This window comes from Enterococcus sp. LJL98 (genome assembly GCF_054871745.1).
Window position 1 is genome coordinate 41,259 of the sequence record NZ_JBTXLU010000005.1, and the last position, 26,138, is coordinate 67,396.

Sequence of the window (26,138 nt, forward strand, 5' to 3'; positions counted from 1 at the left end):
CTTATTTTTCTGTTTTTGAAGCTTGCCAAGCTTGCGTGATAATCTGATAGATGGTTTCGATTTCTTTTGGATTTCCTCGCATTTCAAACTCGGCTAACAGCGGTAAATCGAATTGTTCCGTATATTGTTTAGCGGTCAAGCAATAGAGTTGAGCGAAATTTTTATTGCCACTCCCGATAATTCCTAGACAATTGCTTAAATCCGTTTGGTCTTCGAGGTATTCTCGTAGGCTCTCAGTCATGATTTCTTGATCTTCTTGCGTCGACCCTTGCCTAGCAATCAGGTAAGTTGGGACAACCACAACATAAGGATCGATTTCTTCCTCAACGTTCGAATTGTCATGGATTTCTTTTATCTGTATAATAGGGAAGTCAGCATGCTCTTGCTGCATCTTCTCTGAAAGTTGTTGGATACGCTTGGCAAAGGAACGAACATTGCCTGAAATGGACATGAAGAGTAAATTGATGGTCATGTGTGAAACCTCCTTTTACGCTAGTATAACAAATATCTGAGAAGGAAGGGAGCTTATTTTGTAGAAATGAAAGGAATGGATCAAATGATTCGCCCAGCGAAAATGGCAGATGCGCCGATAATTGCGCAACTCATCTTAGTGATTTTAAAAGATATGGAGGTCGAGTTTTTGACCGCTGTTGGAGAGGAACAAACCTTAGCCGTACTTGAAGAGGCGGTCGCATCGCCGACCTATCGTTATGGCTACCCCCGGGGAATTGTGAAAGAAATCGACGGGCAAGTGGCGGGGATTGCTTTTGGCTACTTGGCTGCAGACGAGCCGGTAATCGATCGTCCTTTGTCGGATGTCTTGCACCGTTTGGGCTTACCGGACCAACCAATTTTTGTTGATTTAGAAACTTACCCAGAAGAATGGTACTTGGATTCGATTGTTGTTGCGGAAGCTTTTCGTGGACAAGGAGTTGGCGGAGAGTTGTTGGCAGCTGTGGAACAAACAGCGAAAGCCGCTGGTGCGAAGAAGACAGGACTGTGTGTTGATTTAGCCAACCCTAAAGCCCAACAACTTTATGAACGTCAAGGCTATGAAGTGGTCGGCACCCAAGTCTTGAGTGGACATGATTACTACCACATGCAAAAGCAACTTGGATAGACCCTTGGTCATTTAAGGGCAACCAAAAAAGCATGTCAAGGAAAGGAAGTTGTGAGAACTTCCTCTTTGACACGCTTTTTTTTTACGCTAGATCGAGGGCTTCTTTGTAATAAGTCAGTGGCGGGCGTTCTCGCATATACAACCAGTAATCTAAAATACTCGCAATACACAGGCAAACGGGGGCGTCCTCATCTTTGTGGACGTGTAACAAGTAGTGATCGCCGTGCCAACGTTTGGTTTTATTCATGGTCATAATTTCTTTGTTGAAATGATGAATTTTGTACTGGTGTTGTTGGAGGTTGCCGTAAACCGTCCAGTGTAGTTGTTGCACGTAGTAAAAGTCACTGGGCCAGTTGAAAAAACGTTGCAAAACCCCGACTTTCTTACCCGCTTCAAAAATTTCGAATCGTCGAACGAAGGGCAAACTGACTTGTTTCACGCTAGCTGCCACTTGGCCATCCATTTGATAGAGGGTCAAACAGTCGCCGCGATTTCCCCAGTTTCCAATCAGTGTGTAAAGAGGATGGCCGTTTGCATCTTTGACGATCGTCTGAGTTGACTTTCCAAATGGCTTTTCTTGAATAAAGAAATCGGACATCCTTTTTCACCCTTTCTGTAAATCACAAACGCTCATCAATGGCACGTACAATTGCTTTTCCAACTCCTGAATGGACATTTTCTTGTGCTAGATATTTTGCTTCTTCCTTGAGTTCGTTTAAGGCGTTGCTCATCGCGAAGCTGACGCCGGCTGCTTGAATCATGCTCAAGTCGTTTAAGTTATCCCCAATCGTCATCACGTGATCTAAATGAATGTTGCGTTCTTTTGCAACATGCGCGACAGCGATGCCTTTTTGCGCAAATTTATGGTTAATTTCAATATTGTTATGACCAGAAGACGTCACGACACAATCTTCAAAGACGGCAATTTCTTTTCCTGCAGCCCCCAAGTGAGCGGGACCACGTTTATCAAAACAAATCACTTTTAGGACTTCTGTTTCTTCTTTTTTCGCTAATTCACGTAAATCATCCACTAGGTGAACGGGGAAAAATTCCAAGTGGGCAACGGTCATCGCGATCCCCATTTTATGGGTCAAATGAGGCATCGTTTCTGTAATATGTGCAGCAAATTGCTCAATCCGTGATTCTTTGCTATTCGTGTAAGTGCCATTTTGAGTCGAAAGTTCATAGTAAACACCGTGAGCATCTAAAATATCCATGATTTGGAAGACTTCCGTTTTGTTCATGGGTGTCGTAAATAAGGAGTTGCCTTCTTTGTCAAAAACATGGGCACCATTTAAGGTAATCATGGCACACTGAATGCCTGCTTCTTCTAAAGGCGGGAGTGCTTCAAAACGATTTCGTCCTGTCGCGATGATAAATTCCACCCCTTGTTCTTCTGCATAGCGAATCGCATCAATGTTTTCTTGAGAAATACGCATCTCAGCGTCAAGCAATGTACCATCCATATCTGAAGCAATTAATTTAATCATTTAAGTCGTCCTTTCATCCTCTATTCTTCCTTTAGTGTACCATAAAAAATAAGATTTTTCTTATTTTCAAAAGGGATTTGTTGAGTAAAAACCGAACTTCGATTAAGCTATTACAAAAGGAGACGATAGCGATGATGCCGATTATTCACAATCGTTGGCAAACGATTTTAGCAGCCGAGTTTCACCAACCTTATTTCCAAGAACTCGAGCAATTTTTAGCCACTGAGTATGCGACGCAAACGATTTTTCCACCACAAGAACAAATTTTTAATGCCCTCGAACATACCTCTTACGAAAAAGTCAAAGTGGTCATTTTAGGGCAAGACCCTTATCATGGAATCAACCAATCTCACGGCTTGGCTTTTTCTGTACAAAAAGGAGTCAAAATTCCACCGTCTTTACGAAACATTTATAAGGAATTGGCAAGTGATTTAGGGATTCCCCCAGCAAATCATGGCAACTTAACAAGCTGGGCAGACCAAGGAGTATTGTTGCTAAACACCGTCTTGACAGTACGTGAAGGCCAGGCTAACTCGCATCGCAAAAAAGGGTGGGAGCGATTCACGGATGCAATCATTCAAAAATTAAATGCCCGCGAGGAGCCGATGGTTTTTATTTTATGGGGGAAGCCAGCGCAACAAAAGGCGGCGATGATTGATACAGAAAAACATGTGATAATCCAATCATTCCATCCCAGTCCGCTTTCTGCCAGCCGAGGATTTTTTGGCTCGAAACCTTTTTCTAAAACGAATGAAGCGCTCATTCGATTTGGATTGGAACCGATTGATTGGCAAATTCCCGATGTGTTATAACAAGCATCCAGGGGAAGGATACAGGTCTTTTGTTAATCTGTGAACTCGTTAACAAATAACGAATTGTTTGATTAATACAGTGAAAAAAACTGTTCTTTTTTTGTGGAATGGTGTATGATGAGAATGAATAAAAAATCTGGAGGGTTTTACTGTGGAATTATTTGATAGCTTAAAATTTAAAATTGTTCGTCGTGGAATTCGGATTGCTTTCCCTGAAGCAACGGATACACGTATCTTAAGTGCGGTTGCACGCTTAAAAGGGGAAGAATTAGTTGACCCTGTTTTAATCGGAAAACGTGCGGAGATTGAACAAGCAGCAGCCGTTCGTGGAATTAACATCGACAGCATGACGATTTATGATCCTTACGATTGTGAACGTTGGGATGAAGTGGTGGATGCTTTTGTGGAAGTCCGTAAAGGCAAAGCGACACGCGAACAAGCAGAAGTTTTATTAAAAGACGAAAACTACTTTGGAACGATGTTAACACATATGGGCATTACCGACGGCCTTGTTTCAGGTGCGATTCATTCAACAGGTGACACCGTGCGTCCTGCACTTCAAATCATCAAAACAAAACCAGGAATTACACGGACAAGTGGTGCCTTCTTAATGATGCGCGGAAACGAGCAAGAAAAATACTTGTTCTCTGACTGTGCAATCAACGTGAGCCCATCGCCGCAAGAATTAGCAGAAATTGCTATTGCTTCTGCAGAAACAGCAAAAATGTTTGACATTGATCCGAAAATTGCCATGCTAAGCTTCTCAACGAAAGGTTCTGCGAAAGCACCACAAGCAGACGCAACGATTGAAGCAACACGTATCGCAAAAGAAATGGCTCCGAACCTCGTGATTGATGGGGAGTTACAATTTGATGCCGCTTATAACCAATCCGTGGCACAATTGAAAGCACCTGAATCAGACGTAGCGGGTAAAGCAAATGTTTATGTATTCCCAGATTTACAATCCGGAAACATTGGCTACAAATTGGCACAACGCCTAGGAAACTTTGAAGCGATTGGCCCAATCTTACAAGGCTTAAACAAACCAATTTCCGATTTATCTCGGGGTTGTAATGAAGAAGATGTTTACAAATTATCGATTATTACAGCAGCTCAAACGTTAATGGACTAAGTAGGATAAAAAGACAAAAAGCGTGTCGAATGTGTTCGACACGCTTTTTGTCGTCTTCGATTTGAAAGAAGTGAACACTTGATCGGGCTATATGGGCCGATCAGGTGTTTTTTTCTGTTCCTTTTTCTTCGATTTCAAACCAAGCCTTGTAGTATTCAAAACGACCAGTCTCTTCGTTGATGGTCGCAAGGTAACGAGCGACGATAGCAACGACGTGGTAACCGAGTTGTTCCAGTCGTGTTCGATGGGGGGCAAGGTCGGCTTGCTGAATGAGTGTATCCGCGGGGATTTTTAGACGGGCCGTTCGAAATTTTTTGGTGGTTGTTGCGTATTGCCAGATCAGCTGCGTTTGTTTTTCAGGTTGTGGAATCACTAAGCCGTCTTGGACTTGCATTTCTGGTTCGAAAGTAATCGAAAGAACAAAATGATAGGGATCATTTTCTTGGATGGCTTCATGATTGAAGGGTTCCTTGTAGATGTATGGGACTAAGTAATCGAAATCAGGCCTTTCCTCAAGGTAGGTTGTCTCAGATAAATGGGTCGCCCAAGAGAGTTTTTCCTGACGATCGTTTAAGACGTTTTGAATCATTTGGAGTTTTTCCAACTGACTTCTCACATCTTTTTCGGCATTTGTTAGAAGTTCTTCTAAGGCCCGAGCGTCCATTTGGCGATACCCTTGCAAACGAGCAATCGATAATCCTAAACTACGATAAAAGACAATGTCCCCGACGTGAATCAGTTCTTTCAAATCATACATGCGATAATCGTTTTCTTGGTTGCGTTCTGGTTGAATCAATCCTTTTTCCTCCCAAAATCGTAAAGTTGATTTGGGTGTATTGAAAATTTCGGCAATTTCATTAATTGAAAAAAGCTCACGCATACGCATTTTCTCCTTTTTGAAAAATTATAGCAATCTTTTGATTGACCTTCAAGTTGGTTGATGGTTTATAGTACGTACTTGGAATGAAGATTGAAATCGAAATAGGAGAGAAGATGAATGACTGTTCAAAAAATATTGACCCATTTTTTAGCCAGAAATAAAAGCTTAATCGGCTTGTTGCTGGCGTCTTTAGGGTTGCAAGTTACCGGAACTTTGATGGTTCCTTTTTTAGTCGCACGTTTAATCGATCAAGGGATAGCGAGTCGTGAGTTATCTGTCGTTTGGTCAATTGGCGGACAAATGCTGTTCGTGGCACTTTTAACTGGCGTTGCCGGAGTACTAGGTAGTTATTTTTCTGCAAAAGTCGCGGCTCGCTTTAGTTATTTTGCTCGCGAAGCGGTTTTTCGGAAAGTCCAAGAGTTAACCATTGATGAAGTGAATCAATTGGGTGTCGCTTCATTGTTGGCTCGTACGATAAATGATGTTGAAAACATTTCAGAATCACTTGTTTTATTTAGCCAATTGATTTTGCCAGCGCCAATGATTGGTTTGATTGCAATTTATTTAACGGGTAAGGTATCGACCGTCCTTGTGTGGATACCGCTTGCTGTGGTTGTTCTTTTTCTGCTGTTAACTGGACTGCTCGTCTATAAGGGGAATCGTTACTCGGTGATGATTCAAGAGAAGATGGATCGGATGGTTCGTTCTGTTCGCGAATTTTATACGGGTGCTCGTGTCATTCGTGCGTTCAATAAGCAAGCTGTTGAAAAAGATAAGACTCATACTGCTTTTCATGAGTATGCCCAAAACATGATTCAATTGAATTATTTATTTGCCACTTTGACGCCGGTTGTTTCAGCCTTATTGGGCGGCGCTTTAACTGCGATTTTATGGTTTGGTGCTTTTGAAGTAGCGAATCAAACGATGCAAATTGGTAGCATTACAGCTGTGGTAGAATACGTCACCTTAGCGATTATGTATGTATTGATGGCGGCGATGGTTTTTATCACGTTGCCAGGGGCTTATGCTTCGCTTGAACGATTAAAAGAAGTACTTGAAAAAGAAAGTCCAATTCAAGATCCAATCGAAAAAGACACACAGCTGCCGTCTCAAAAAGAGGTGGTCGTTCAGTTCAAGGAGGTTTCATTCACCTATCCAGATGCGGAAGAAAGTGTCTTAAACCAAATTAGTTTTGAAGTGAAACGTGGCGAGACGCTCGCCATTGTAGGCAGTACCGGATCGGGGAAAAGTACGATTGCCAAACTGCTCTTTCGTTTGAATGAAGTGAGCCAAGGAGCAGTTTTGGTGAACGGAGTCGATGTGCGGCTGCAAAACCAAATTGCTTTAAGAAATCAAATGAGTTACGTGCCACAAAAGTCCTTTTTGTTTCACGGGACCATTTTAGAAAATTTACAGTTCGCTGAGGAGACGGCGAGCCGTCAGCGAATTGAAGCAGCCGCTCAAATCGCCCAAGCGGCACCTTTCATTGAGAAATTGCCGCAACAATACGAGTCCTTTGTGGCTCAAGGTGGCTCCAACTACTCTGGTGGACAAAAACAACGCTTGTCGATTGCACGTGCATTAGTGAAGCACGCGGACCTGTATGTCTTTGACGATAGTTTTTCAGCGTTAGATTATCAAACGGATAAAATCGTTCGTCAAGGAATCAAACAGTCCTTAAGGGATGTGGCTACGATTATCGTTGCGCAACGTCTAAGCACGGTAGTTGACGCCGATAGGATTTTACTGCTCGATGAAGGGCGCATTGTCGCTCAAGGAACCCATCAAGACCTGCTTGTGCAAAGTTCTTTGTATCGAGCTTTTGCACAGTCGCAGCAACTAATAGAAGAAGGAGACGTGCACAGTGGATAAGAAAAGAAAATTCGTGAAGGAAAGGCAGAATCTGCGTCATTTTTGGGCCTTGCTGAAGACTGAAAAGTTGAGTTTTTTCGTGATTCTCTTCGCGAGTACCTTAAGCAATGTTTTGTTGACGGCGATTCCCTTTTTAATGGGGCTTGCCATTGATCGATTGTTACAAGTGCTTCAACTCGATGTGTCTGGGGATACGCGTCTTTTGTTCGTAAAAGAGGCGGTGTGGGGGCCAGTCATGGGCTTGATACTAATTGTTCCTGCCTTAAGCCTGCTTTCGTATACGTCTGAATTTGTCATGGCGCGCGTCAGCGAATCTTTGGTCGTAACGTTACGGGAAAAAGTTACGGACAAATTGACAAGGTTGCCCATGGCCTTTTTTGATACGTATCAAATTGGTGAAATCATTAGCCGAACGACTTCAGACGCAAAAAAAGTTTCTGATTTTCTAGTGATGAACGTCACGCAGATGCTATCTTCCATCGTCAGCTTGACTTTAGGCCTCGTGATGATGTTTTATTTGAATGGCTATTTGACGCTGTTTGTTTTGTTGATCCTATTGTTTAGTGTATTTACGACACGATGGATTGCCAATAAAAATAAACTTTATGCCGAGGAGAGCCAAGCGTCACTGGGTGAATTAAGCAATATCGTGGAAGAGTTATACGCAGGAAACGGCATTATCAAGACATTTAACTTGCAAGAGCAAATGCAAGGAAAAGTAGCCCAAGCGAATCAGGCATATGCACAACAATATTTGAAATCACGTTTCATTAATTTTTCGATTTATCCAGCGATTCGCTTTTTAAATCAGCTGTCGTTTGTTTTTAGCGCGCTGGCTGGTGCGGTGTTGGTTCTTCGTGGCAGTTTATCAATTGGTACGATTCAAGCCTATTTGCAATACGTTAACCAAATTTCTGAGCCGATTACAAACTCGTCTTATGTGGTCAATGCTGCTCAAAATGCGTTAACTGGTATTGAACGTATTTTTGAAATTCTTGAACAACCTGAAGAAATGGAAGAACCTTTGTCTGGAGCAGAATTGGTCGACCCTAAAGGAGCGATTGCCTTTCAGCAAGTATCGTTTGGCTACACGCCAGAAAAAACCTTAATGAAGGCCGTTGATTTTACCGTACAGCCACAACAGATGGTTGCGATTGTTGGGCCAACAGGGGCTGGAAAGACAACGTTAGTGAATTTATTGATGCGCTTTTATGAAGTGAATCAAGGAACGATTACCTTTGATGGTATCCCTATTCAATCATTGACCAGGGAACGTTTACGCCGCTTGTTTGGAATGGTGCTTCAAGATACCTGGCTTTTTGAAGGGACGATACAAGAAAACATTGCTTACGGCAAACCAGAAGCGACGTTAGAAGAAGTCATGGCTGCTGCCAAAGCGGCTCAATGCGACCACTTTATCCGTACGCTTCCCGAAGGCTATCAAACGGTCATTACGGGAGAAGGTAGTGAACTTTCGCAAGGCGAACAACAATTGCTGACAATCGCCCGTGTCCTACTCGTTGACCCAAGCGTGGTAATTTTAGATGAAGCCACTTCCAGCGTGGATACGCGAACAGAAATGGCTGTTCAAAAAGCGATGCAAGCGATGTTAACCGGACGGACCAGTTTTGTGATTGCGCATCGACTCTCCACCATTGTTTCGGCAGATCGAATTTTCGTAATGAATGAAGGGGATATCGTCGAACAAGGAACGCACCTCGAATTACTCGCTCGCAAGGGGATGTACGCCCAATTGTATCACAGTCAATTTTAGCTTGAATAAACCAACAAAAGGGGGCTGTGACAGATATCACAGCCCCTTTTTTAGGTTGTTTGTCCTTGTAATAAGCGGACGGGTAAGCGGTAAGCCGCTTCGAGTGGTTTCTCTGGATAGGTAATTCGTTGAATCAAAAGTTCTACTAAAAGCTCGGCTAAATCATCAATTGGCTGAACGATGGTCGTTAGATGTGGGAAATAATCTTGAATAAAACGAGTACCATCATAGCCAATCAGTTTGAAGTCTTCAGGCACGGCAATCCCTTGTTCGCGACAATGGTTCATCACCAGTAAGGCCGTTAAATCGTCCGTGCAAAACAAACTGTCAAGCGCTTCTTCTTCTAAAATCCGTTTAATTTTCATGTTTTTTAAAGCCAGTGAATGTTCAAACGCTTCAAAACGATAGACGTAGGGGGTCAGTCCTTTTGACTCAATGAAATCTAGATAGCCTTTTAAGCGATCATTCGTTGGGGAATTCGAAGCATGGCTACCAGTCATAATCCCGATTTTTTTTCCACCTTGTGCAAAGAGGTTCTCTGTTGCTATCCAACCGCCTTGATAGTTATCACTGCCAACAATTGGAATGCTTGAAGCTAGCGCGCGATCGAAAGAAAGAATCGGCAAGGTTAATTCTTCATACTCTTGAATGCCAAGGTTGTGAGCGCCAGCGATGACGCCATCGACTTTGTTGGCAGCCAACATGTTTAAGTAGCTACGTTCTTTTTCGCGGTTGTTGGCACTGTCGCAAAGAATTGATTTGTAGCCTCGTTCAAAAAGTTTGGTTTCAATTTTTTCAATCAGTTCCCCAAAAAAAGGATTGGCAACTGTTGGGAAAATCAAACCAATGAGTTGGGTGTTTTTTCCTTGCAAGGAACGGGCGAAGGAGTTGGGTTGGTAATTGAGCTCTTTCATAGCTGCTTGCACTTTATCAATCGTTTTTTGGCTAAGTGAGCCGTAATTGTTAATGACTCGTGAAACGGTTGTTGGTGAAACACCAGCTTTTTTTGCGACATCTGTTAGTTTAATTGCCATAATTTAGACTCCTTATTGAGTAAATGATGACCGTAATTGCCAATGACTTCCCCGGTAAGTTCCTGAGTGCCCTTCAATTAAGAGTTGTGTTTCGCCTTCGGAAGGGAAGACGCGTGAAGTCAGCACGTGTTGCCCACCGTTAACGAAAATCTCACAAATGGACTGATCCACAAAAATTTGTAAATCAATGGCCTGCTTAGGCTCAAGTGAGAGGCTTCTAGTCGTACCGAAGTCTTCATTTAGGCGATGGCTCACGCGCGAGCGGTCTATGCTCATTTTACCATTAATTCCGTCAAAATGAAGGGTGAAACCCTGTTGATTTTGCGCATCAGCAAAAAGATGTAACTGGCCTTGGCAGTTTTCGTCTAAATGAAGCTGTAACTCATAACGGTTGATCGTATTCGTTGGCACTAAAGGTTTGATAGCTGTTAAAGTACCTGCCAGCGTGGTTTGCTCTTGACGTAAGCTGGTGAGTTCAGCGACAGGAGTTTGGTAAAGTTGATTGTCTTTTATCGTCAATTCTTTGACGAGGCTTAGGCAATGCGCCCAATTTTCTGCATCCGTTGGGTACGTTAATTCAGGAAGCCCAGCCCAACCAACGCTTAATACTCGTCCGTCAGGTGCTTGCATTACTTGGCTGGCATACAAATCAAAACCGGCATCTAAATTTTGAATCGGCTGGGGATTTTCAATCGTTAAGGTATCTAAATTGAAGCGATCGCCAATCACAAAAGCATTCGGAAAGATATTTTGATAATCCAATGTTTCTTTGGCGATGCCTTGCGGACAAAAAATTAAAACCGGTCGTTCGTCAATAAAGACCAAGTTCGGACATTCAACCATAAAGCCTGCAGAAGCAGCTAAATAATCGAGTTCTCCAAGTAACTGCCAATCAAAAAGGGTGCGACCTTGATAAATTAACACCTTGCCTTCTTCTTTTTCTGTTTGCGCCCCTATCACCATTAAATAACCATCGCCATAGGGGATCACTTGGGGGTCACGAAAATGATCGGTATAACCCGTTGGGTGGTTGGGCAAAAGGGGTGTTTCGATTTTCGTCACTTGCTTGTCTTGATTCATCATCGCGCCCATTTGAAAAGCAAAACGATTCCAATTCTCATCACGCACGTTCCCAGTATAAGCGAGGAAAAGTTGGTCTCCCATAGGCAATGCTGTTCCTGAATAAACGCCATGGCTGTCGTAGGCATTGCTAGGTTCTAACTTCACGCCCTCGTTTTTCCAATCAACCAAATTATCAGAAGTCAAATGATACCAAGATTTTAGACCATGAACGGGACCATAAGGATAGCATTGGTAAAATAAATGCCACTGACCATTAAAATAAGCAAAGCCATTGGGATCATTTAAGAGGCCGCTCGTTGGCTGAATATGGTAATCCAGCTTCCAAGACGATTGTTGAACCATGGATTCAAGCGAGGTCAAGTATTCTTTGTCCCACATTTGATAGGGCTGGTAACGCATTTTTGTTGTCCATTCATTGAGATTCATGAAGATAACTCCTTTATTATTCAATCTTTCTTTTGCCTTAAAGATAGTGTAAATAAGGAACATTGTCAAGCGTATAACATTTAGATTCTAGTTGTTATACGAAGATGAATGACTGATTTTAGAATGATTATTAAATATAAATGTCAAACGATTGACAATTGAGAAAGCTGCGCTATAATAAATGAAAAACGATTACATTTCTAGGAGGAAATAAAATGAATCATCATCAAGTGGCCCTAGCCATTATTGAGGCATTAGGGGAAGGGAATTTAGTCGCTGCGGCACATTGTGCGACGCGTCTTCGTTTAGTTTTAAAAGATTCGAGTCTCGTTGATCAAGCGGCATTAGACGACAATCCAGCCATCAAAGGAACGTTTGAGACAAACGGTCAGTACCAAATTATTATTGGCCCAGGGGATGTCAATAAGGTTTATGAAGAATTGCTAAAATTAACGAAGGTTGAAGGCACGTCAACGGAAACCTTAAAAGAAGTAGCAAGTAACGGAAAAAAACAAAATCCTGTCATGGCGCTGGTGAAAGTATTATCCGATATCTTTGTTCCTTTAATTCCCGCTTTAGTCGCGGGTGGTCTATTAATGGCGATTAACAACGTCTTAACCTCACCAGATTTATTTGGGCCCTTGTCTGTAGTTGAAATGTTCCCAGCCATTAAAGATTTTGCCGGAATTATTAACTTATTAGCTTCTGCGCCTTTTGCCTTTTTACCTATTTTAGTTGGTTTTTCAGCCACAAAACGTTTTGGTGGGAATGGCTATTTAGGAGCAGCGATGGCCATGGCGATGGTTATGCCTGATCTAGTCAATGGTTACGGAGTCGCCAATGCCTTAGCAGAAGGCACCATGCCTTATTGGAATATCTTTGGCTTACAAGTCGCTCAAGCAGGCTATCAAGGCTCTGTTTTACCGGTTTTAGCCGTTGCCTTTATTTTAGCGAATTTAGAAAAGTTTTTTCATAAACGAATTCCGCAAGTGTTTGATTTCACCTTTACGCCAATGCTGGCAATTATTATTACCGGCTTACTGACCTTCACCATTGTTGGTCCTTTCATGCGCATGGTGTCTGATGGATTGACCGACAGTCTCGTTTGGTTGTATCAAACAACCGGTGCGATTGGTTTGGGTGTCTTTGGGACCTTCTATTCTGCCATCGTCATTACGGGCTTGCACCAAAGTTTCCCGGCAATCGAAACCACTTTGTTAGCTGAAGTGGCCAAAACAGGCGGTTCTTTCATCTTCCCGATTGCCTCCATGGCAAATATCGCGCAAGGAGCGGCTACATTAGCTGTCTTCTTGATTAGTAAAAATGAAAAAGAAAAAAGTCTGGCCTCTTCTGCTAGTATTTCTGCCTTACTCGGAATTACCGAACCGGCAATCTTTGGGATCAACTTAAAATTAAAGTATCCTTTCATTTGTGCCATGATTGCATCAGGCATCGCAAGTATTTTTATCGGTTTATTTCACGTACTCGCTGTTTCAATGGGGCCAGCAAGTGTCATCGGCTTTATTTCAATCGCTGCCCCTTCAGTCAAAGGCTTTCTAATTAGTGGAACCATTAGTTTTGTTTTGGCGTTTACTCTAACCTATTTTTATGGGAAGAAACAACAGGCAAACATCGAAGGAGAAAAAGAGCGCGTCGGCAAAGAAACAAGAATTGACGCAGACACGCAGCAAACAAGGATTGGTGCTCCTGTCAGTGGACAAACCCTTGCATTAAAAAACGTCAACGACCCTGTTTTTTTTTCAGAAATGATGGGCAAAGGAATCGGCATTCAACCAGAAACCGATGAAGTTTATGCACCGGCGGATGGCACATTAGCAGTCGTATATGAAACAAAACATGCATACGGTTTGCAGACGGAAACCGGTGTGGAAGTTCTAATCCATATTGGGATTGATACCGTCAATCTAGCAGGGGAACACTTTACAACGAATAAAAAGAGTGGAGACAAGATCAAAAAAGGGGAACTCTTAGGAACCTTTGATCGAAAAGCCATTCAAGCAGCAGGCTATGACGCCACCGTCATACTTGTTGTAACCAACACGAATGATTTCGCAGAAGTCCAACCGAAAGAAGCGGACGCAGTGACAGCTGGAGAAACGGTCCTTTCCATTCGAGCATAGAAACAAGAACAACGAAGTAGGCTGCATTTGGCAGTCTGTTTCGTTGTTTTTTTGTCTCTAGCATAAACGAACGGGAAAGTCAAATCGACAAATGGCCAAAAGTGCGAAAAAAGGGTCAAAAATCCCCTTCTTTGTGAAGTCGGAAAGCAAAAGAAGGTTGACTTTTGGATGTTTCGGGAAATCCATTTCACAAACTTTGGCCAATACTGGCCCTTAAAAGCCAAAACGTAACAGGCGCTTGTTCTGGAATTTTGTTAACTTAGAGTCACCTCGAGGAATACAAATTAAAAGGACAAACAAATGGAAGAAGAAGCATTGAATCAACTCATTCAAGACTACGAAGGCTTGTTTTACAAAGTCTTGCAACGCTGTGGTATTTTTCCCGGACAAGCCGACTATGAAGATCACTTACAAGAATTACGACTGGCTTTTTACCTACGAGCAAAAACCTATCCTAGTCGTGGGCATTTTGAAATGGCCAATGAGATTACCTACTTGTTTCGCCATCTGCTTTGGCGCATGGTTGATTTGAAACGTAAAAAAGCCATCGTCATCGAAGAAACTTCGGAGGAACGGTTAAACTATCTTCCTGACGAAGGTACTGAGTGGGAAGAACTCGCCATTCAAGACCAATTTCAACGTTTCTACGGACAACTTTCTCCAAAAGATCAAAAGAAATGTCAGGACCTCATCGAAGAAGAAAGCTTGTCACGTCAGGCTCGGAGTCGTTATCGACAATATTTTCGAAAACATTTTCAAACTTTTTTTTGAAAAAGTGTGACATTTTCGAGCAAACTCTCGTTTATAGAAGTGTAAGGCGCGCAACTTACAAAACAAAATGAGGAGGAACCAAAATGAAAACACACAACCAAACAAAACTAACCGTTCAATTAAGCGTCGAAGGAGAAGAGAAGCTACAAAAACAAAGCTTTAGCAATGTCAAAGCAGATGCCTCAGAAGAAGCAATTCTCGCACTAGGTGAAGTGGTCGCAAGCTTTGATCCAGAAAATAGTTCCCTTGATAGCATGTTGGAAACCGTTGAATTTGAATACAGAAAATAATAATAACTAGGAGGAAAAAAACATGAAAAAATTACATTTAACATTTTTAAACGAAGAAGGAAAAAAACATAAACTCATTCCGAAAGTTGCTTCAACTGAACTTTCTGCCGAGGCAGTCGAAGCTGCGATGACGCAGTTCACAACGCTCGATTTATTCGAAAAAGAAGGCGTGGCACTCTTCCAAGGGGTGGATAGTGCGAAATACGTCGAAACGATTGAGACACCCCTTTTTAATAAATAATCATAGATGGAGCCTTTTTCGTAAGAGGCTCCATTTTTTAGGAGGGAAAGAATGAAACCCAAACCAATCATCCTCGATATCAGCGAGTGGCAAGTCCCCACTCAAATCGATTACGACCGCTTAAGCGCCCAAATTGACGGTGTCATCGTGCGCGTACAATACGGATCAAGTTACGAAGACAAACATTATCAAACCCATCTCAAAGCCTTCCAAAAAAGAGGCATCCCAACGGCAGTCTATGCATGGGTTCGTGGGCGAACACTCGCAGAGATGGAACAAGAAGCGGCCGATTTTTATCGCCGAGCCAAAGTTTTTCAACCAACTTTTTGGTGGCTCGACGTAGAAGAACTCTCGATGACTCCCATGCGGCAAGGTGTCGAAGCCTACCGAAAAAAACTCAAAAGCTTAGGTGCGAAAAAAATTGGTGCCTACATCGCCAATCACTTGTATCAGCAATTGAATCTAGCCGTCGAGCAGTTTGATGCCATCTGGCTACCAACATACGGACAAAATACAGGTGAGTACCATGGCAGTAATCCAACCGCAACCAATCAGTATCATTTACATCAATACACCGATAAAGGTCGCTTGCCAGGCTATTCGAGCGATTTAGATCTTAATCGCCTCGCCAAAGGGCAACTCAAAGATTATTTTAGTCAAGTCCCCTCTATCGAAAAGGAGGAAAACATGCCAACCACTTACCAATTACTTTACGACGTGTATTTAAGAAAATCCCCATCGACCAAATCACCAAGCATCGCCTTACTAAAAAAAGGCGCGCACGTCTTAATCCAAAAAGTCGAAATAAACGACGGTTTTTTATGGGGTCAACAAAAAAGAAACGATCAAACAGTCGCCTATCTCGCCCTTGGAATGTTACAGGAGTATGTCAAACAGATTAAGTGAGGTTAACAAAGCATCCGTCAAGGGTGCTTTTTCTTATTTTTAGATTAAAATATACGATAGTTCAAATGAACAGTCTTTCTTTTTGACCTTGAAAAACGTATACTATTTCTATAGGTTTTTGAAAAGGTCAAAAACAATGGAGTTTGTGAAATATTAGATACATAAAAGAAACATGAAAAGTCCAATCTACAAATAATTGGGGGAAATGAAATGTCAAAATTACAAAAGTTTTTCATCGGTTTTTTAGTGGTCCTTTTAATCTTAGTTGTTGGTGTAACCGGCGTCGTCGCAAAAGTCTACTTTGATGTCAAAGGAAGCATGGACAATACGTATGAAACAGTCCAACGAAGCGACACAGGAGTGAAACGGAAAAAAGAAGTTGACTTGAATAAGAAAGAATCTTTTTCAATGCTCTTACTTGGAGTTGATACGGGCGATTTAGGCCGGACAGATACTGGACGTTCAGATGCCATTATGGTAGCAACCGTGAGTCCAGAAGACAACAAAACGCAAATTGTCAGCATTCCACGAGATACCTATATGGAGATTGTTGGTTACGGAACCGAAGATAAAGTAAACCATGCCTACGCATTTGGTGGACCAGCAATGTCAATGGATAGTTTGGAAAAATACTTGGATATTCCAATTGACCATTATGCAGCGATTAATATGAAAGGGATTAAAGACCTCGTAGACGCTGTCGGTGGTGTGACAGTAAATAATGACCTGGCATTTACAAATGAAGGTGTTTCTTTTGATATCGGACAAATTCGTCTGAATGGGGATCAAGCCTTAGCATTTGTCAGAATGCGTTATGATGATCCAAGAGGGGACTATGGTCGACAAGAACGCCAGCGGATGGTTGTAGAAGGAATTGCGAGACAACTATTAACATTCTCCGGTGTCACGCAGTATAAAGCTGTTTTAGACGCAGTTTCGATCAATATGAAGACGGATATGGATTTTGACATGATGCAAAAAATAGCCTTAGATTACCGCGATGCATTCGAAACGATTCAAATGGACCAGCTTCAAGGAGAAGGCTTTATGCAAGACGGTGTTTCCTATCAAAGAATTAGTGAGTCAGAATTACAACGTATTCAAGCAGAACTAAAAGATCAAATGAATATAAAATAATACTCAAAATAAGAGGAGTCGATTGAATGCCACGATTAATTTATTTGTCGTGGTATTTACATGTGGATAAGGGGGATAAGGATGGAACGAGAAACCGTTCAAAAAAGAGCCACAACCGTTTCGTTTATAGAAGGACAAGGGAGAAAAGTTGATATGAAACTTGTTAAAAGAAAATATTGGTTTTTCATGGTTAAGCGGGTGATGGATGTTGTAGGCAGTTTGTTAGGATTAATTGTTCTATCGCCACTTTTTCTTATTATTGCTATACTTATGAAGTTAGAAGACCCAAAAGCACCAATCTTTTTTAGTCAAACTCGAATTGGTCTAGATCAAAAGGAATTTAAAATGTATAAGATTCGTTCGATGGTGACGAATGCGGAAGAATTATTAGACGACTTGCTTTCTGAAAATGAAATCGAAGGGGCTATGTTCAAAATGAAAGAGGATCCTAGAGTTACGAAAGTAGGAAAAGTCATTCGTAAATTTAGTATTGATGAATTGCCTCAGCTTTGGAATGTTGTTATAGGAGATATGAGTCTAGTAGGTCCACGACCGCCGTTAGAACGAGAAGTGAGTGAATATACGGAATATGATAAACAACGACTTGCGATTAAACCAGGATGTACCGGTCTATGGCAAGTGAGTGGGCGGAATGATCTAGATTTTAACGAAATGGTAGAATTAGATTTAAAATATATAAGAAAATTAAGTTTGAAAAATGATATCTTAATAATGTTGAAAACAATATGGGTAATGATTAAGCCTAATGGCGCATATTAAACAGTGGTAGGGGAGAAAAAGTTGAAAGTCGCATTAGTAATACCAACTTATAATGCAGGAGAAGAGTTTAGAGATGTATTAGCATTAATAAATCAGCAACGAGAAATTTTAAGTACTATAAAAATTATTGATTCCTCCTCAATAGATAATACCGTTGAACTAGCAAAGGAATTTAATTGTGAAGTTGAGATGATAAAGCAATCTGATTTTAGTCATGGTGGAACTCGTAGACGTATCGGTATTGAGTTTTATGAAAAGGAGTATGACTATTTAATATTTATGACCCAAGATGTCTATTTACAAGAAGATGCTCTTCAAGAGTTATTAAAATTCATACAATCAGACTCTATGTTAGGACTTGCTTATGGTAAACAGGAAGTTGATTTGTCAAAAGGAGACTTATTTGAGTATTATGCTCGTAAGTTCAATTATCCTGATAAAAGCTATAAGAGAAAAATAGAAGATGTAAAAAAATACGGAATTAAAACAATATTCAGTTCGGATGCTTTTGTGGTTTATAATCTAGCATTGTTGAATAAAGTTGATTTTTTTGAAGATTCAAAAGATGTTTCGGAAGATATGTTGGTGGCACATAAAATGGTTCAATCGGGTTATAGTGTTGGCTATTGCTCAGAGGCCAGAGTTTACCATACCCATAATTATAATATGGTTGATGAATATAAGAGATATAAAGAAATCGGGAAATTTTATAAGAAACAAGCACACGTACTAGAGAAATATGGCAAAACAACCAGTAATGGATTGAGTTTAGCTTTAGGAGAACTTTCTTTTTTAATAAAAAAACGAAAAGTTTTTTTATTGCCAAAATCAGTTTTAAGAAATGCAGCAAAATTTATAGGGCATAAGGTTGGATATTATTATGGAAATAATTAAAATAAAGGTGGTAAAATAGTGGGGAAAGTAATAGATTTAATAAAAAATAAAAGAAATATAAATTTTTTTAATCCTTATTTTTTATTTTCTTTTATTTTTTTAACAATATTTATAATCTATCAGTTCGATTGGTCTCGATTAACTAATTCTCTTGATTGGGAGTTAAGAATTTTTTTGCTGTTTAATATTTTGTTATTTCTTTTTTTAGGTTATTTTTTTGAGAATAATGTAATTGAAAATAGTAAAAGAATAAGGTTTTATGAATATAAAAAATCATATATTTTTCTATCTATTTTTATTTTATTTGGAACATTACTTGAAGGTGTTGTTTTGAAGGGCTATCCATTATTTAATTCACTTGGATGGGGGAGTATTCAATATATTGAATATGGGATACCTCTATTTCATGTGCTACTATTAACAGTTAGTTACTTTTTTATATTGATACTCTTTGAACAAAGTATTTATAATCGAAAAGAAAAAAAAATATATGTTTCAATGACAATAGCTATAGCACCTTTTGTTTTAACGATAAACAGAGGAATGATTGTCATGATTATAATCAGCTGTGTCTGCTTATATGCTCGATATAATAAAATTAATCTTAATAAGAAAGTTGTATCAATACTAATAGTAGGGATGGTGTTCTGCTTATATGTATTTGGTTTGTTTGGAAATTATCGAATTAATTCTGATTATAAACAACAAAGAAGTATTACAGATTCCGCTATAATTATGGATGTTGGGGAGGCTACCAATTCTTTTAGACAGAGTTTTATACCTAAAGAGTTCTTTTGGTTTTATACATATGTGACTACTCCTTTGTCCAATCTACAGCATAATATGGATGAGCATAGAAAGATAGGAGGAAAAGAGCGAGACAACTTCTTCGATTTTATTAAAATAACATTTCTGCCTGAAACGTTATCAAAAAGAATGAATCCTACAGTTATTAGTAACTATCAAGTAAAAACAGAGTTGACAGTAGGTACTTCATATTATGAGATATATCCACGATATGGATGGACAGGAATGTTTTTATATTTATTTGTGATTTCAATTTTTCCTTTTCTTTATGTAAGTTTGTTAAAAAAGAATGCTGCTGAGTATGTTAACATTGGTGTTTCACTAGTGTGTACGATGTATGCTCTATTGTTTTTCACTAATTTTTTGAGTTATACAGGTCTTGTTTTTCAGTTAACATTCCCGTTTGTTTTAAGTTTTGAGAAAAAATATAGTATTGGAAGTAGGTTTTTAAAATTCATTCGGAAGTAGCAATACTGTTGTCAACATATAATGGGCAAGATTATCTTGCAGAACAATTAGAATCAATTATTAATCAAAGTTATTCAAACTGGCAAGTTTTTATTCGAGATGATGGCTCAAAAGATCGAACAGAAGAAATCATTCATGAATATGTGTCGAAAGATTCACGAATTGTTTATTTATCAGAGATGAGTCTTGAAAATGTGGGAGTAAAAAAATCATTCTTATCACTTCTTTTAGCAGTTGAAAGTGACTATTATTTTTTTTGTGATCAAGATGATTTTTGGTTACCTAATAAAGTAGCAGATACTTTAAACCTTTTGAAAAAAGAAGAGCGAGGTGACTTACCAGTTTGTGTTCACACAGATTTAGAAATTGTCAATCAAAGCCTAGTGAAAATAGATAGCTCGATGATTGAATCGCAAAACTTATATAAGGAAGATCACTTAAAAGAACTGTTGGTGCAAAATTCAGTAACTGGTTGTACAACTGCTTTAAATTATTCGTTAAAGCAACTTATTTTAAAGCAACCAAATGCAGAACATATTTTAATGCATGATTGGTGGATTGCGTTAGTGGCTGCAGCATTCGGTAAAGTTGTGTTGTTAGATATGCCAACAATCTTGTACCGTCAACACGGAAACAACGAAGTCGGAGCACAATCAATGATAACTAAAATTAAGAGTGGTTATAATTTAGATAAAGTACTATCGGCAGTTGTCGCTGCATACGTCCAAGCTCAAGAACTACTAGACGTCTATTCTGATTCTCTGCCTGTTAAAGAGAGAAAAGAAATTGAGTTCTATCTTTCGATCTTGTCTACTAAACAGTCGCCTTTCTTTTATCATAAATGGTTCCAAAAGTTTAAGAAAAAAGGTTTTTTGAAAAACCTTGTTTTTATACTAATCAATACATTTTATAATAAGCGAGTAAGGAAACAAGTGACAGAAAAAAAATCGAGAAATTAAAAATACTGAATAAAATTAGGATAAGGAGTTTTAATCAATGAAAGGTATCATCTTAGCAGGGGGATCAGGGACGCGTTTGTACCCCTTAACAAAAGCAACATCTAAACAACTAATGCCAATTTACGATAAGCCAATGATTTACTATCCGTTATCAATTTTAATGCTTGCTGGAATTACAGAAGTTTTAATCATTTCAACACCACAAGATACTCCGAGATTTGAAGAATTGTTGGGTGATGGAAAAGAGTTAGGGATTCAATTGGAGTATGCGATTCAACCAAATCCAGATGGATTAGCTCAAGCATTCATTATAGGTGAAGAATTTATCGGAAGAGACAGTGTTTGCTTGATCTTAGGTGATAATGTTTACTATGGTGGAGGGTTATCACAAATTCTTCAACGTGCAGCTAAAAAAGAAGAGGGAGCAACGGTCTTTGGTTATCATGTAAATGATCCTGAACGTTTTGGTGTTGTTGAATTTGATGATGAAATGCGTGCCTTATCAATTGAAGAAAAACCAGAATCACCAAAATCTAATTATGCTGTAACTGGCTTATATTTCTATGATAATGATGTGGTAGAAATCGCGAAGAATATAAAACCTTCTCACCGAGGAGAATTGGAAATTACAGACGTTAATAAAGCGTATTTAGATCGTGGTAATTTATCCGTAGAAATTATGGGGCGTGGTTTTGCCTGGTTAGATACAGGAACTCATGAATCTCTTCTAGAGGCTTCGCTTTTCATTGAAACAATTGAAAAACGTCAAAACTTAAAAGTTGCTTGTTTAGAGGAAATTGCTTATCGAATGGGATACATTACTAAGAAGCAAGTACTTGAGCTTGCCCAGCCATTAAAGAAAAATCAATATGGACAATACTTACTAAGACTAGTAGGTGAAGTATAAAATGGAAAAAATTAAAGTAACTGAAACGAATCTATTAGATGTTAAAATTATTGAACCTGCCATTTTTGGGGATCATCGTGGATTTTTTACAGAGAGTTACTCTAAAGAAGCTTTTAAAGATGTGGGGATTGATTTTAAATTTGTACAAGACAATCATTCGTTATCTGCTGAAGCAGGTGTGATTCGAGGACTCCATTTTCAAAAAGGAGAAGCTGCTCAAACAAAACTCATACGTGTGACTTCAGGAGTCGTCTTAGACGTGATTGTCGATATTCGTAGAGGTTCACCAACTTATGGTAAATCAGAAGGTTATATTCTATCTGAGTATAACCATCGTCAATTACTAGTTCCAAAGGGGTATGCCCATGGTTTTGTGACGCTCACTCCAAATGTAAACTTTTTGTATAAATGTGATAATTATTATAACAATGAAGCGGATGCTGGAATTGCTTTTGATGATCCAGAGTTAGAAATTGCTTGGCCAATTGACTTATCAAAGGCAATTTTATCTGAAAAAGATAAACAACATCCAACTCTAGCAGAGTTTGAAAAAGAAAATCCATTTGTTTATGGAGCTATTTAAGGAGAAGAAATCATTGAAAAAAATTATTGTAACTGGTGGTGCAGGATTTATTGGTTCAAACTTTGTTCACTATGTAGTGAACAATCATCCAGGAATTCATGTGACCGTATTAGATAAATTAACTTATGCAGGGAATAAAGAAAATTTAGCAGGTCTCCCAGAAGATCGTGTGACTTTAGTTGTTGGTGACGTGGCAGATGCCGAACTTGTCGATCAATTAATCAAGGAGACCGATGCAGTGATACATTATGCTGCAGAATCTCATAATGATAACTCACTAAGAGATCCTTTTCCTTTTGTTCAAACGAATCTGATTGGAACATATGTACTAATCGAAGCTTGTCGTAAATATGATGTTCGTTACCACCATGTATCGACAGATGAAGTTTATGGAGATCTACCATTAAGAGAAGATTTACCCGGACAAGGCGAAGGAGAAGGCGAAAAATTTACTGATACAACGCCTTATAATCCCTCAAGCCCTTATTCTGCAACAAAAGCAGGATCTGATTTACTTGTAAAAGCCTGGGTTCGTTCTTTTGGGTTACGTGCAACATTATCCAATTGTTCAAATAACTATGGTCCTTATCAACACATTGAAAAATTTATCCCTCGTCAAATTACCAATGTTTTAAGTGGGATTCGTCCGAAACTTTATGGTGAAGGAAAAAATGTACGTGATTGGATTCATACCGACGATCATTCCTCTGCAGTTTGGACGATTTTGAATAAAGGGCGAATGGGAGAAACTTATCTAATTGGTTCTGATGGCGAAGAAAACAATAAAGATGTAATGGAACTTTTACTAGAATTAATGGGCCAACCGAAAGATGCATATGAACATGTTGTTGATCGCCCAGGCCACGATTTACGTTATGCAATTGATCCAATGAAATTAAGAGATGAATTAGGTTGGGAACCTTCTTTCACGAATTTCCGTGAAGGACTAGCAGATACAATCGAATGGTATAAAGAAAATGAACAGTGGTGGAAAGCAGAGAAAGACGCTGTTGAACAAAACTATGCGAAGCAAGGACAATAATTAAATAGCTAGGTAAAGCAGGAGAAATCCTGCTTTTTTGAAAGGGAGAATAAAATGAATCTAATTATCGGAGCAAATGGTCAGTTAGGAACCGAGCTATGCCGCTTGTTTGATGAGCAATCAATTTCCTATATTGGGACTACAACAAACGAACTGGATATTACGAATCAAGAACAAGTCACTTCTTTTATTCGTCATTTAAATCCAAAGGTTATTTATCATTGTGCAGCTTATACCGCTGTTGATAACGCAGAAGATGAAGGGAAAGAATTAAATACTTTAGTGAACGTGGAAGGCACTAGAAATATTGCTTTAGTCGCACAAGAGTTACATGCTAAACTAGTTTATATTAGTACAGACTATGTTTTTGATGGGGAACTCAGAACTGGTGAATATCAAACCGATAGCCCAACCAACCCACAAAATGAGTATGGAAGGTCTAAATTGGAAGGTGAAGAAGTGATCAAAGAAATCATGTCTTCGTATTACATTATTCGGACTTCTTGGGTCTTTGGAGAATTCGGGCATAACTTTGTGTATACGATGCAAAAGTTAGCAGAAACAAGAGATAGTTTAACGATTGTTAGTGATCAGGTAGGTAGACCAACTTGGACGCGAACATTGGCAGAGTTTATGCAATTTGTTGTTGAAAAACCAGCAGCTTACGGTGTTTATCATTTGTCTAATCAAGGATCATGTTCATGGTATGAATTTGCGAAAGAAATCTTAAAAGAGAATATTGATATAACAGTATCACCAGTTACATCTGAGGAGTTTCCTCAAAAAGCAAAGCGTCCACAGTACTCAATCATGGATTTAAGTCAGAGCGAGGCTCTTGGGTTTAAGATTCCAAGGTGGGAAGAAGCTTTAAATCAATTTTTAAAGAGAAAGTAAGAAGAAATAGTCTATAGGGGGATGAAAATTGTTTAATCAAAAAAATAAAATCTATCAAATGTTAACGACAGTGTTTATTATTTCAATCTTAGTATCAAATTCGTTGATTGTTTATGCAACAGATATATCAGAAACTTCAACAACTGTAGACTCAACCGAATTAAGCATATCAGAGTTAATGAATGGTGAAGGAGGAATTGATCCTTACTTCCCACTAGATCCAAATGAAGATGATTTAATAGGGGACCAGATCAATCCAGGAGAAGTAGAGGCACCAGTCGATACAAGTAATGCTAGAAGTCGATCAAGTAAAATGAACCAAGAAATTATCAACAATGTAAATAATGGAACATTTAAAAAAGCGAAGATAAAAGAAGATTGGCGAGAGTACTCAATGTTTCCTTATCAATCACTGAATGGTGGCACACAAAATAAGCCGCATGGTATAGTAATCCATGAAACGGCTAACCCAAAATCGACAATTGAAGGTGAAATTTCATACATGGATCGTAATTGGCGTAATGCCTTTGTTCATGCTTTTGTTGATCAAAGTCAAATCATTGAAATCCATGATCCAAGCTATGGTGCTTGGGGTGCAGGTCGTGAAGCCAATAAATATTTTTTGCATATCGAGTTAGTTGAGCATCCAGATAATCGTACGGCGTTTATGAAATCTGTTTTAAATGATGCTTATTACGCAGCAAGTAAATTAGCACAGTTTGATTTAGAACCAAGTAGACCAAAGAAGAAAAAAGGAGACATCTCTGGTACCATTTGGAGCCATCATGAGGTTAGTACTTATCTAGGTGGAACGAATCATAGTGACCCAACAGGTTATTTTTCAAAATTTGGTTACTCAATGGAACAGTTTTATGAGTTAGTTCAATATGAGTATGAGAACTTGAGTGTGATATTACCTGATGGAAAAGAAGTAAAGAAAACTGGTTGGCATAAACTTGAAACAGGTAAGTGGTCCTTTGTAGAAAAGAAAAAATTAGCTAAAGATTGGCTAGAAGTAGGTGGTAAGTATTACTACTTTGACTCTAAAGGGATTATGCAACAAGGTTGGATTAAAAAAGGAAATGATTGGTATTATCTATTATCAGATGGTGCAATGGCTAAGGGATGGATATTAGCTGGAGGTAAATGGTATTACTTTAATCAATCAGGAGTGATGCAGCAAGGTTGGATTAAAGAAGGAAATGATTGGTACTATCTATTATCAGATGGTGTGATGGCTAAGGATTGGATATCAGCTGGAGGTAAATGGTATTACTTTAATCAATCAGGAGTGATGCAGCAAGGTTGGATTAAAGAAGGAAATGATTGGTACTATCTATTACCAGATGGTGCAATGGCTAAGGATTGGATATCAATTGGAGATAAATGGTATTACTTTAATTCATCGGGAATTATGGTGAGAAATTGACCAAGTCAAAAGGTCAGCAGTATCATCAATTACTAAGGAATATGTTGACTTGAGCTTGGAAAACACTGACATAATTAGTAATATTTCGATGATAAAAATACTAATATCGATACTAATCAAGCGAACGCTACTCCATGATTATGCTAATTCATTTTGTTTTATATTCTGGTTATGTTACAAGTGAGTTTACTAAAGAGGAATATAATATTTGTTATGAGGATAAAAAAAACGACAAGAAGAATGATGGTGCAATTATGGTTTATCCG

26 protein-coding genes are annotated in these 26,138 nt (G+C 39.2%); 20 read left to right on the plus strand and 6 right to left on the minus strand.

Features of this window, described 5'->3' with window-relative positions:
• Position 1 precedes the first annotated feature (1 nt).
• On the minus strand, positions 2–472 hold the full coding sequence (locus tag ACYSNO_RS05525) for a class Ib ribonucleoside-diphosphate reductase assembly flavoprotein NrdI (protein ID WP_461730083.1): 471 nt from the start codon (positions 470–472) through the stop codon (positions 2–4).
• A gap of 84 nt (positions 473–556) precedes the next feature.
• On the opposite strand from ACYSNO_RS05525, the gene ACYSNO_RS05530 reads away from it, so the two are divergent.
• Positions 557–1,120 (plus strand): GNAT family N-acetyltransferase, encoded by a 564-nt coding sequence (locus ACYSNO_RS05530; protein ID WP_461730176.1) that lies wholly within the window; start codon positions 557–559, stop codon positions 1,118–1,120.
• An 82-nt stretch (positions 1,121–1,202) separates the two neighbouring features.
• Here ACYSNO_RS05530 and ACYSNO_RS05535 read toward each other — a convergent pair whose 3' ends face one another.
• Positions 1,203–1,718 (minus strand): LURP-one-related/scramblase family protein, encoded by a 516-nt coding sequence (locus ACYSNO_RS05535; protein WP_461730084.1) that lies wholly within the window; start codon positions 1,716–1,718, stop codon positions 1,203–1,205.
• A 22-nt stretch (positions 1,719–1,740) separates the two neighbouring features.
• Complete coding sequence (locus tag ACYSNO_RS05540; protein ID WP_461730085.1) at positions 1,741–2,610, minus strand: Cof-type HAD-IIB family hydrolase; 870 nt, start codon at positions 2,608–2,610, stop codon at positions 1,741–1,743.
• A gap of 131 nt (positions 2,611–2,741) precedes the next feature.
• Here ACYSNO_RS05540 and ACYSNO_RS05545 point away from each other — a divergent pair, with 131 nt between their 5' ends.
• Positions 2,742–3,422 (plus strand): uracil-DNA glycosylase, encoded by a 681-nt coding sequence (locus tag ACYSNO_RS05545; RefSeq protein WP_461730086.1) that lies wholly within the window; start codon positions 2,742–2,744, stop codon positions 3,420–3,422.
• Between the two features lie 151 nt (positions 3,423–3,573).
• A complete protein-coding gene (gene pta, locus ACYSNO_RS05550; protein WP_461730087.1) occupies positions 3,574–4,554 on the plus strand; it encodes a phosphate acetyltransferase in 981 nt (326 codons plus the stop codon).
• Positions 4,555–4,654: 100 nt separating this feature from the next.
• On the opposite strand, the gene ACYSNO_RS05555 is transcribed toward pta, so the two are convergent.
• A complete protein-coding gene (locus tag ACYSNO_RS05555) occupies positions 4,655–5,434 on the minus strand; it encodes a MerR family transcriptional regulator (RefSeq protein ID WP_461730088.1) in 780 nt (259 codons plus the stop codon).
• Positions 5,435–5,551: 117 nt separating this feature from the next.
• Between ACYSNO_RS05555 and ACYSNO_RS05560 the strand changes: the two genes are divergently transcribed.
• Both ACYSNO_RS05560 and ACYSNO_RS05565 read left to right on the plus strand, forming a co-directional pair.
• Positions 5,552–7,306 (plus strand): ABC transporter ATP-binding protein, encoded by a 1,755-nt coding sequence (locus tag ACYSNO_RS05560; protein ID WP_461730089.1) that lies wholly within the window; start codon positions 5,552–5,554, stop codon positions 7,304–7,306.
• Positions 7,299–9,080 (plus strand): ABC transporter ATP-binding protein, encoded by a 1,782-nt coding sequence (locus ACYSNO_RS05565; protein WP_461730090.1) that lies wholly within the window; start codon positions 7,299–7,301, stop codon positions 9,078–9,080. Before ACYSNO_RS05560 ends, ACYSNO_RS05565 begins: the two co-directional genes overlap by 8 nt.
• 50 nt (positions 9,081–9,130) lie before the next feature.
• Here ACYSNO_RS05565 and ACYSNO_RS05570 read toward each other — a convergent pair whose 3' ends face one another.
• Entirely contained in the window at positions 9,131–10,114 is a 984-nt protein-coding gene (locus ACYSNO_RS05570; RefSeq protein ID WP_461730091.1) for a LacI family DNA-binding transcriptional regulator, read from the minus strand.
• Between the two features lie 12 nt (positions 10,115–10,126).
• Positions 10,127–11,623 carry a sucrose-6-phosphate hydrolase gene (locus ACYSNO_RS05575; protein WP_461730092.1) on the minus strand — a complete coding sequence of 499 codons (1,497 nt, stop codon included), beginning with the start codon at positions 11,621–11,623 and terminating at the stop codon, positions 10,127–10,129.
• Between the two features lie 215 nt (positions 11,624–11,838).
• Here ACYSNO_RS05575 and ACYSNO_RS05580 point away from each other — a divergent pair, with 215 nt between their 5' ends.
• The 15 genes from ACYSNO_RS05580 to ACYSNO_RS05650 all read left to right on the plus strand — a co-directional run bounded on the left by ACYSNO_RS05580 (position 11,839) and on the right by ACYSNO_RS05650 (position 25,872).
• A complete protein-coding gene (locus ACYSNO_RS05580) occupies positions 11,839–13,764 on the plus strand; it encodes a sucrose-specific PTS transporter subunit IIBC (protein ID WP_461730093.1) in 1,926 nt (641 codons plus the stop codon).
• A gap of 300 nt (positions 13,765–14,064) precedes the next feature.
• Positions 14,065–14,535 carry an RNA polymerase sigma factor gene (locus ACYSNO_RS05585; RefSeq protein ID WP_461730094.1) on the plus strand — a complete coding sequence of 157 codons (471 nt, stop codon included), beginning with the start codon at positions 14,065–14,067 and terminating at the stop codon, positions 14,533–14,535.
• Between the two features lie 83 nt (positions 14,536–14,618).
• Positions 14,619–14,825, plus strand: coding sequence for a DUF1659 domain-containing protein (locus ACYSNO_RS05590; protein WP_461730095.1), 207 nt, complete (start codon positions 14,619–14,621; stop codon positions 14,823–14,825).
• A 22-nt stretch (positions 14,826–14,847) separates the two neighbouring features.
• Entirely contained in the window at positions 14,848–15,066 is a 219-nt protein-coding gene (locus ACYSNO_RS05595; RefSeq protein WP_461730096.1) for a DUF2922 domain-containing protein, read from the plus strand.
• Between the two features lie 51 nt (positions 15,067–15,117).
• Positions 15,118–15,972, plus strand: coding sequence for a glycoside hydrolase family 25 protein (locus ACYSNO_RS05600; protein WP_461730097.1), 855 nt, complete (start codon positions 15,118–15,120; stop codon positions 15,970–15,972).
• A gap of 210 nt (positions 15,973–16,182) precedes the next feature.
• Positions 16,183–17,109: an LCP family glycopolymer transferase gene (locus ACYSNO_RS05605; protein WP_461730098.1), complete on the plus strand. Its 927-nt coding sequence runs from the start codon at positions 16,183–16,185 to the stop codon at positions 17,107–17,109.
• A gap of 153 nt (positions 17,110–17,262) precedes the next feature.
• Positions 17,263–17,889, plus strand: coding sequence for a sugar transferase (locus ACYSNO_RS05610; protein WP_461730177.1), 627 nt, complete (start codon positions 17,263–17,265; stop codon positions 17,887–17,889).
• 21 nt (positions 17,890–17,910) lie between these two features.
• A complete protein-coding gene (locus ACYSNO_RS05615; protein WP_461730099.1) occupies positions 17,911–18,783 on the plus strand; it encodes a glycosyltransferase family 2 protein in 873 nt (290 codons plus the stop codon).
• An 18-nt stretch (positions 18,784–18,801) separates the two neighbouring features.
• On the plus strand, positions 18,802–20,058 hold the full coding sequence (locus tag ACYSNO_RS05620) for an O-antigen polymerase (RefSeq protein ID WP_461730100.1): 1,257 nt from the start codon (positions 18,802–18,804) through the stop codon (positions 20,056–20,058).
• Positions 20,059–20,066: 8 nt separating this feature from the next.
• Positions 20,067–21,017, plus strand: coding sequence for a glycosyltransferase family 2 protein (locus tag ACYSNO_RS05625; protein ID WP_461730101.1), 951 nt, complete (start codon positions 20,067–20,069; stop codon positions 21,015–21,017).
• Positions 21,018–21,054: 37 nt separating this feature from the next.
• Positions 21,055–21,924 (plus strand): glucose-1-phosphate thymidylyltransferase RfbA, encoded by an 870-nt coding sequence (rfbA, locus tag ACYSNO_RS05630; protein WP_461730102.1) that lies wholly within the window; start codon positions 21,055–21,057, stop codon positions 21,922–21,924.
• A 10-nt stretch (positions 21,925–21,934) separates the two neighbouring features.
• Positions 21,935–22,507, plus strand: a complete 573-nt coding sequence (gene rfbC / locus ACYSNO_RS05635) for a dTDP-4-dehydrorhamnose 3,5-epimerase (protein WP_461730178.1) — start codon at positions 21,935–21,937, stop codon at positions 22,505–22,507.
• 13 nt (positions 22,508–22,520) lie between these two features.
• Complete coding sequence (rfbB, locus tag ACYSNO_RS05640) at positions 22,521–23,549, plus strand: dTDP-glucose 4,6-dehydratase (protein WP_461730103.1); 1,029 nt, start codon at positions 22,521–22,523, stop codon at positions 23,547–23,549.
• Positions 23,550–23,603: 54 nt separating this feature from the next.
• Positions 23,604–24,443 (plus strand): dTDP-4-dehydrorhamnose reductase, encoded by an 840-nt coding sequence (gene rfbD, locus ACYSNO_RS05645; RefSeq protein ID WP_461730104.1) that lies wholly within the window; start codon positions 23,604–23,606, stop codon positions 24,441–24,443.
• 28 nt (positions 24,444–24,471) lie between these two features.
• Complete coding sequence (locus ACYSNO_RS05650) at positions 24,472–25,872, plus strand: N-acetylmuramoyl-L-alanine amidase (protein ID WP_461730105.1); 1,401 nt, start codon at positions 24,472–24,474, stop codon at positions 25,870–25,872.
• Positions 25,873–26,138: the final 266 nt, after the last annotated feature.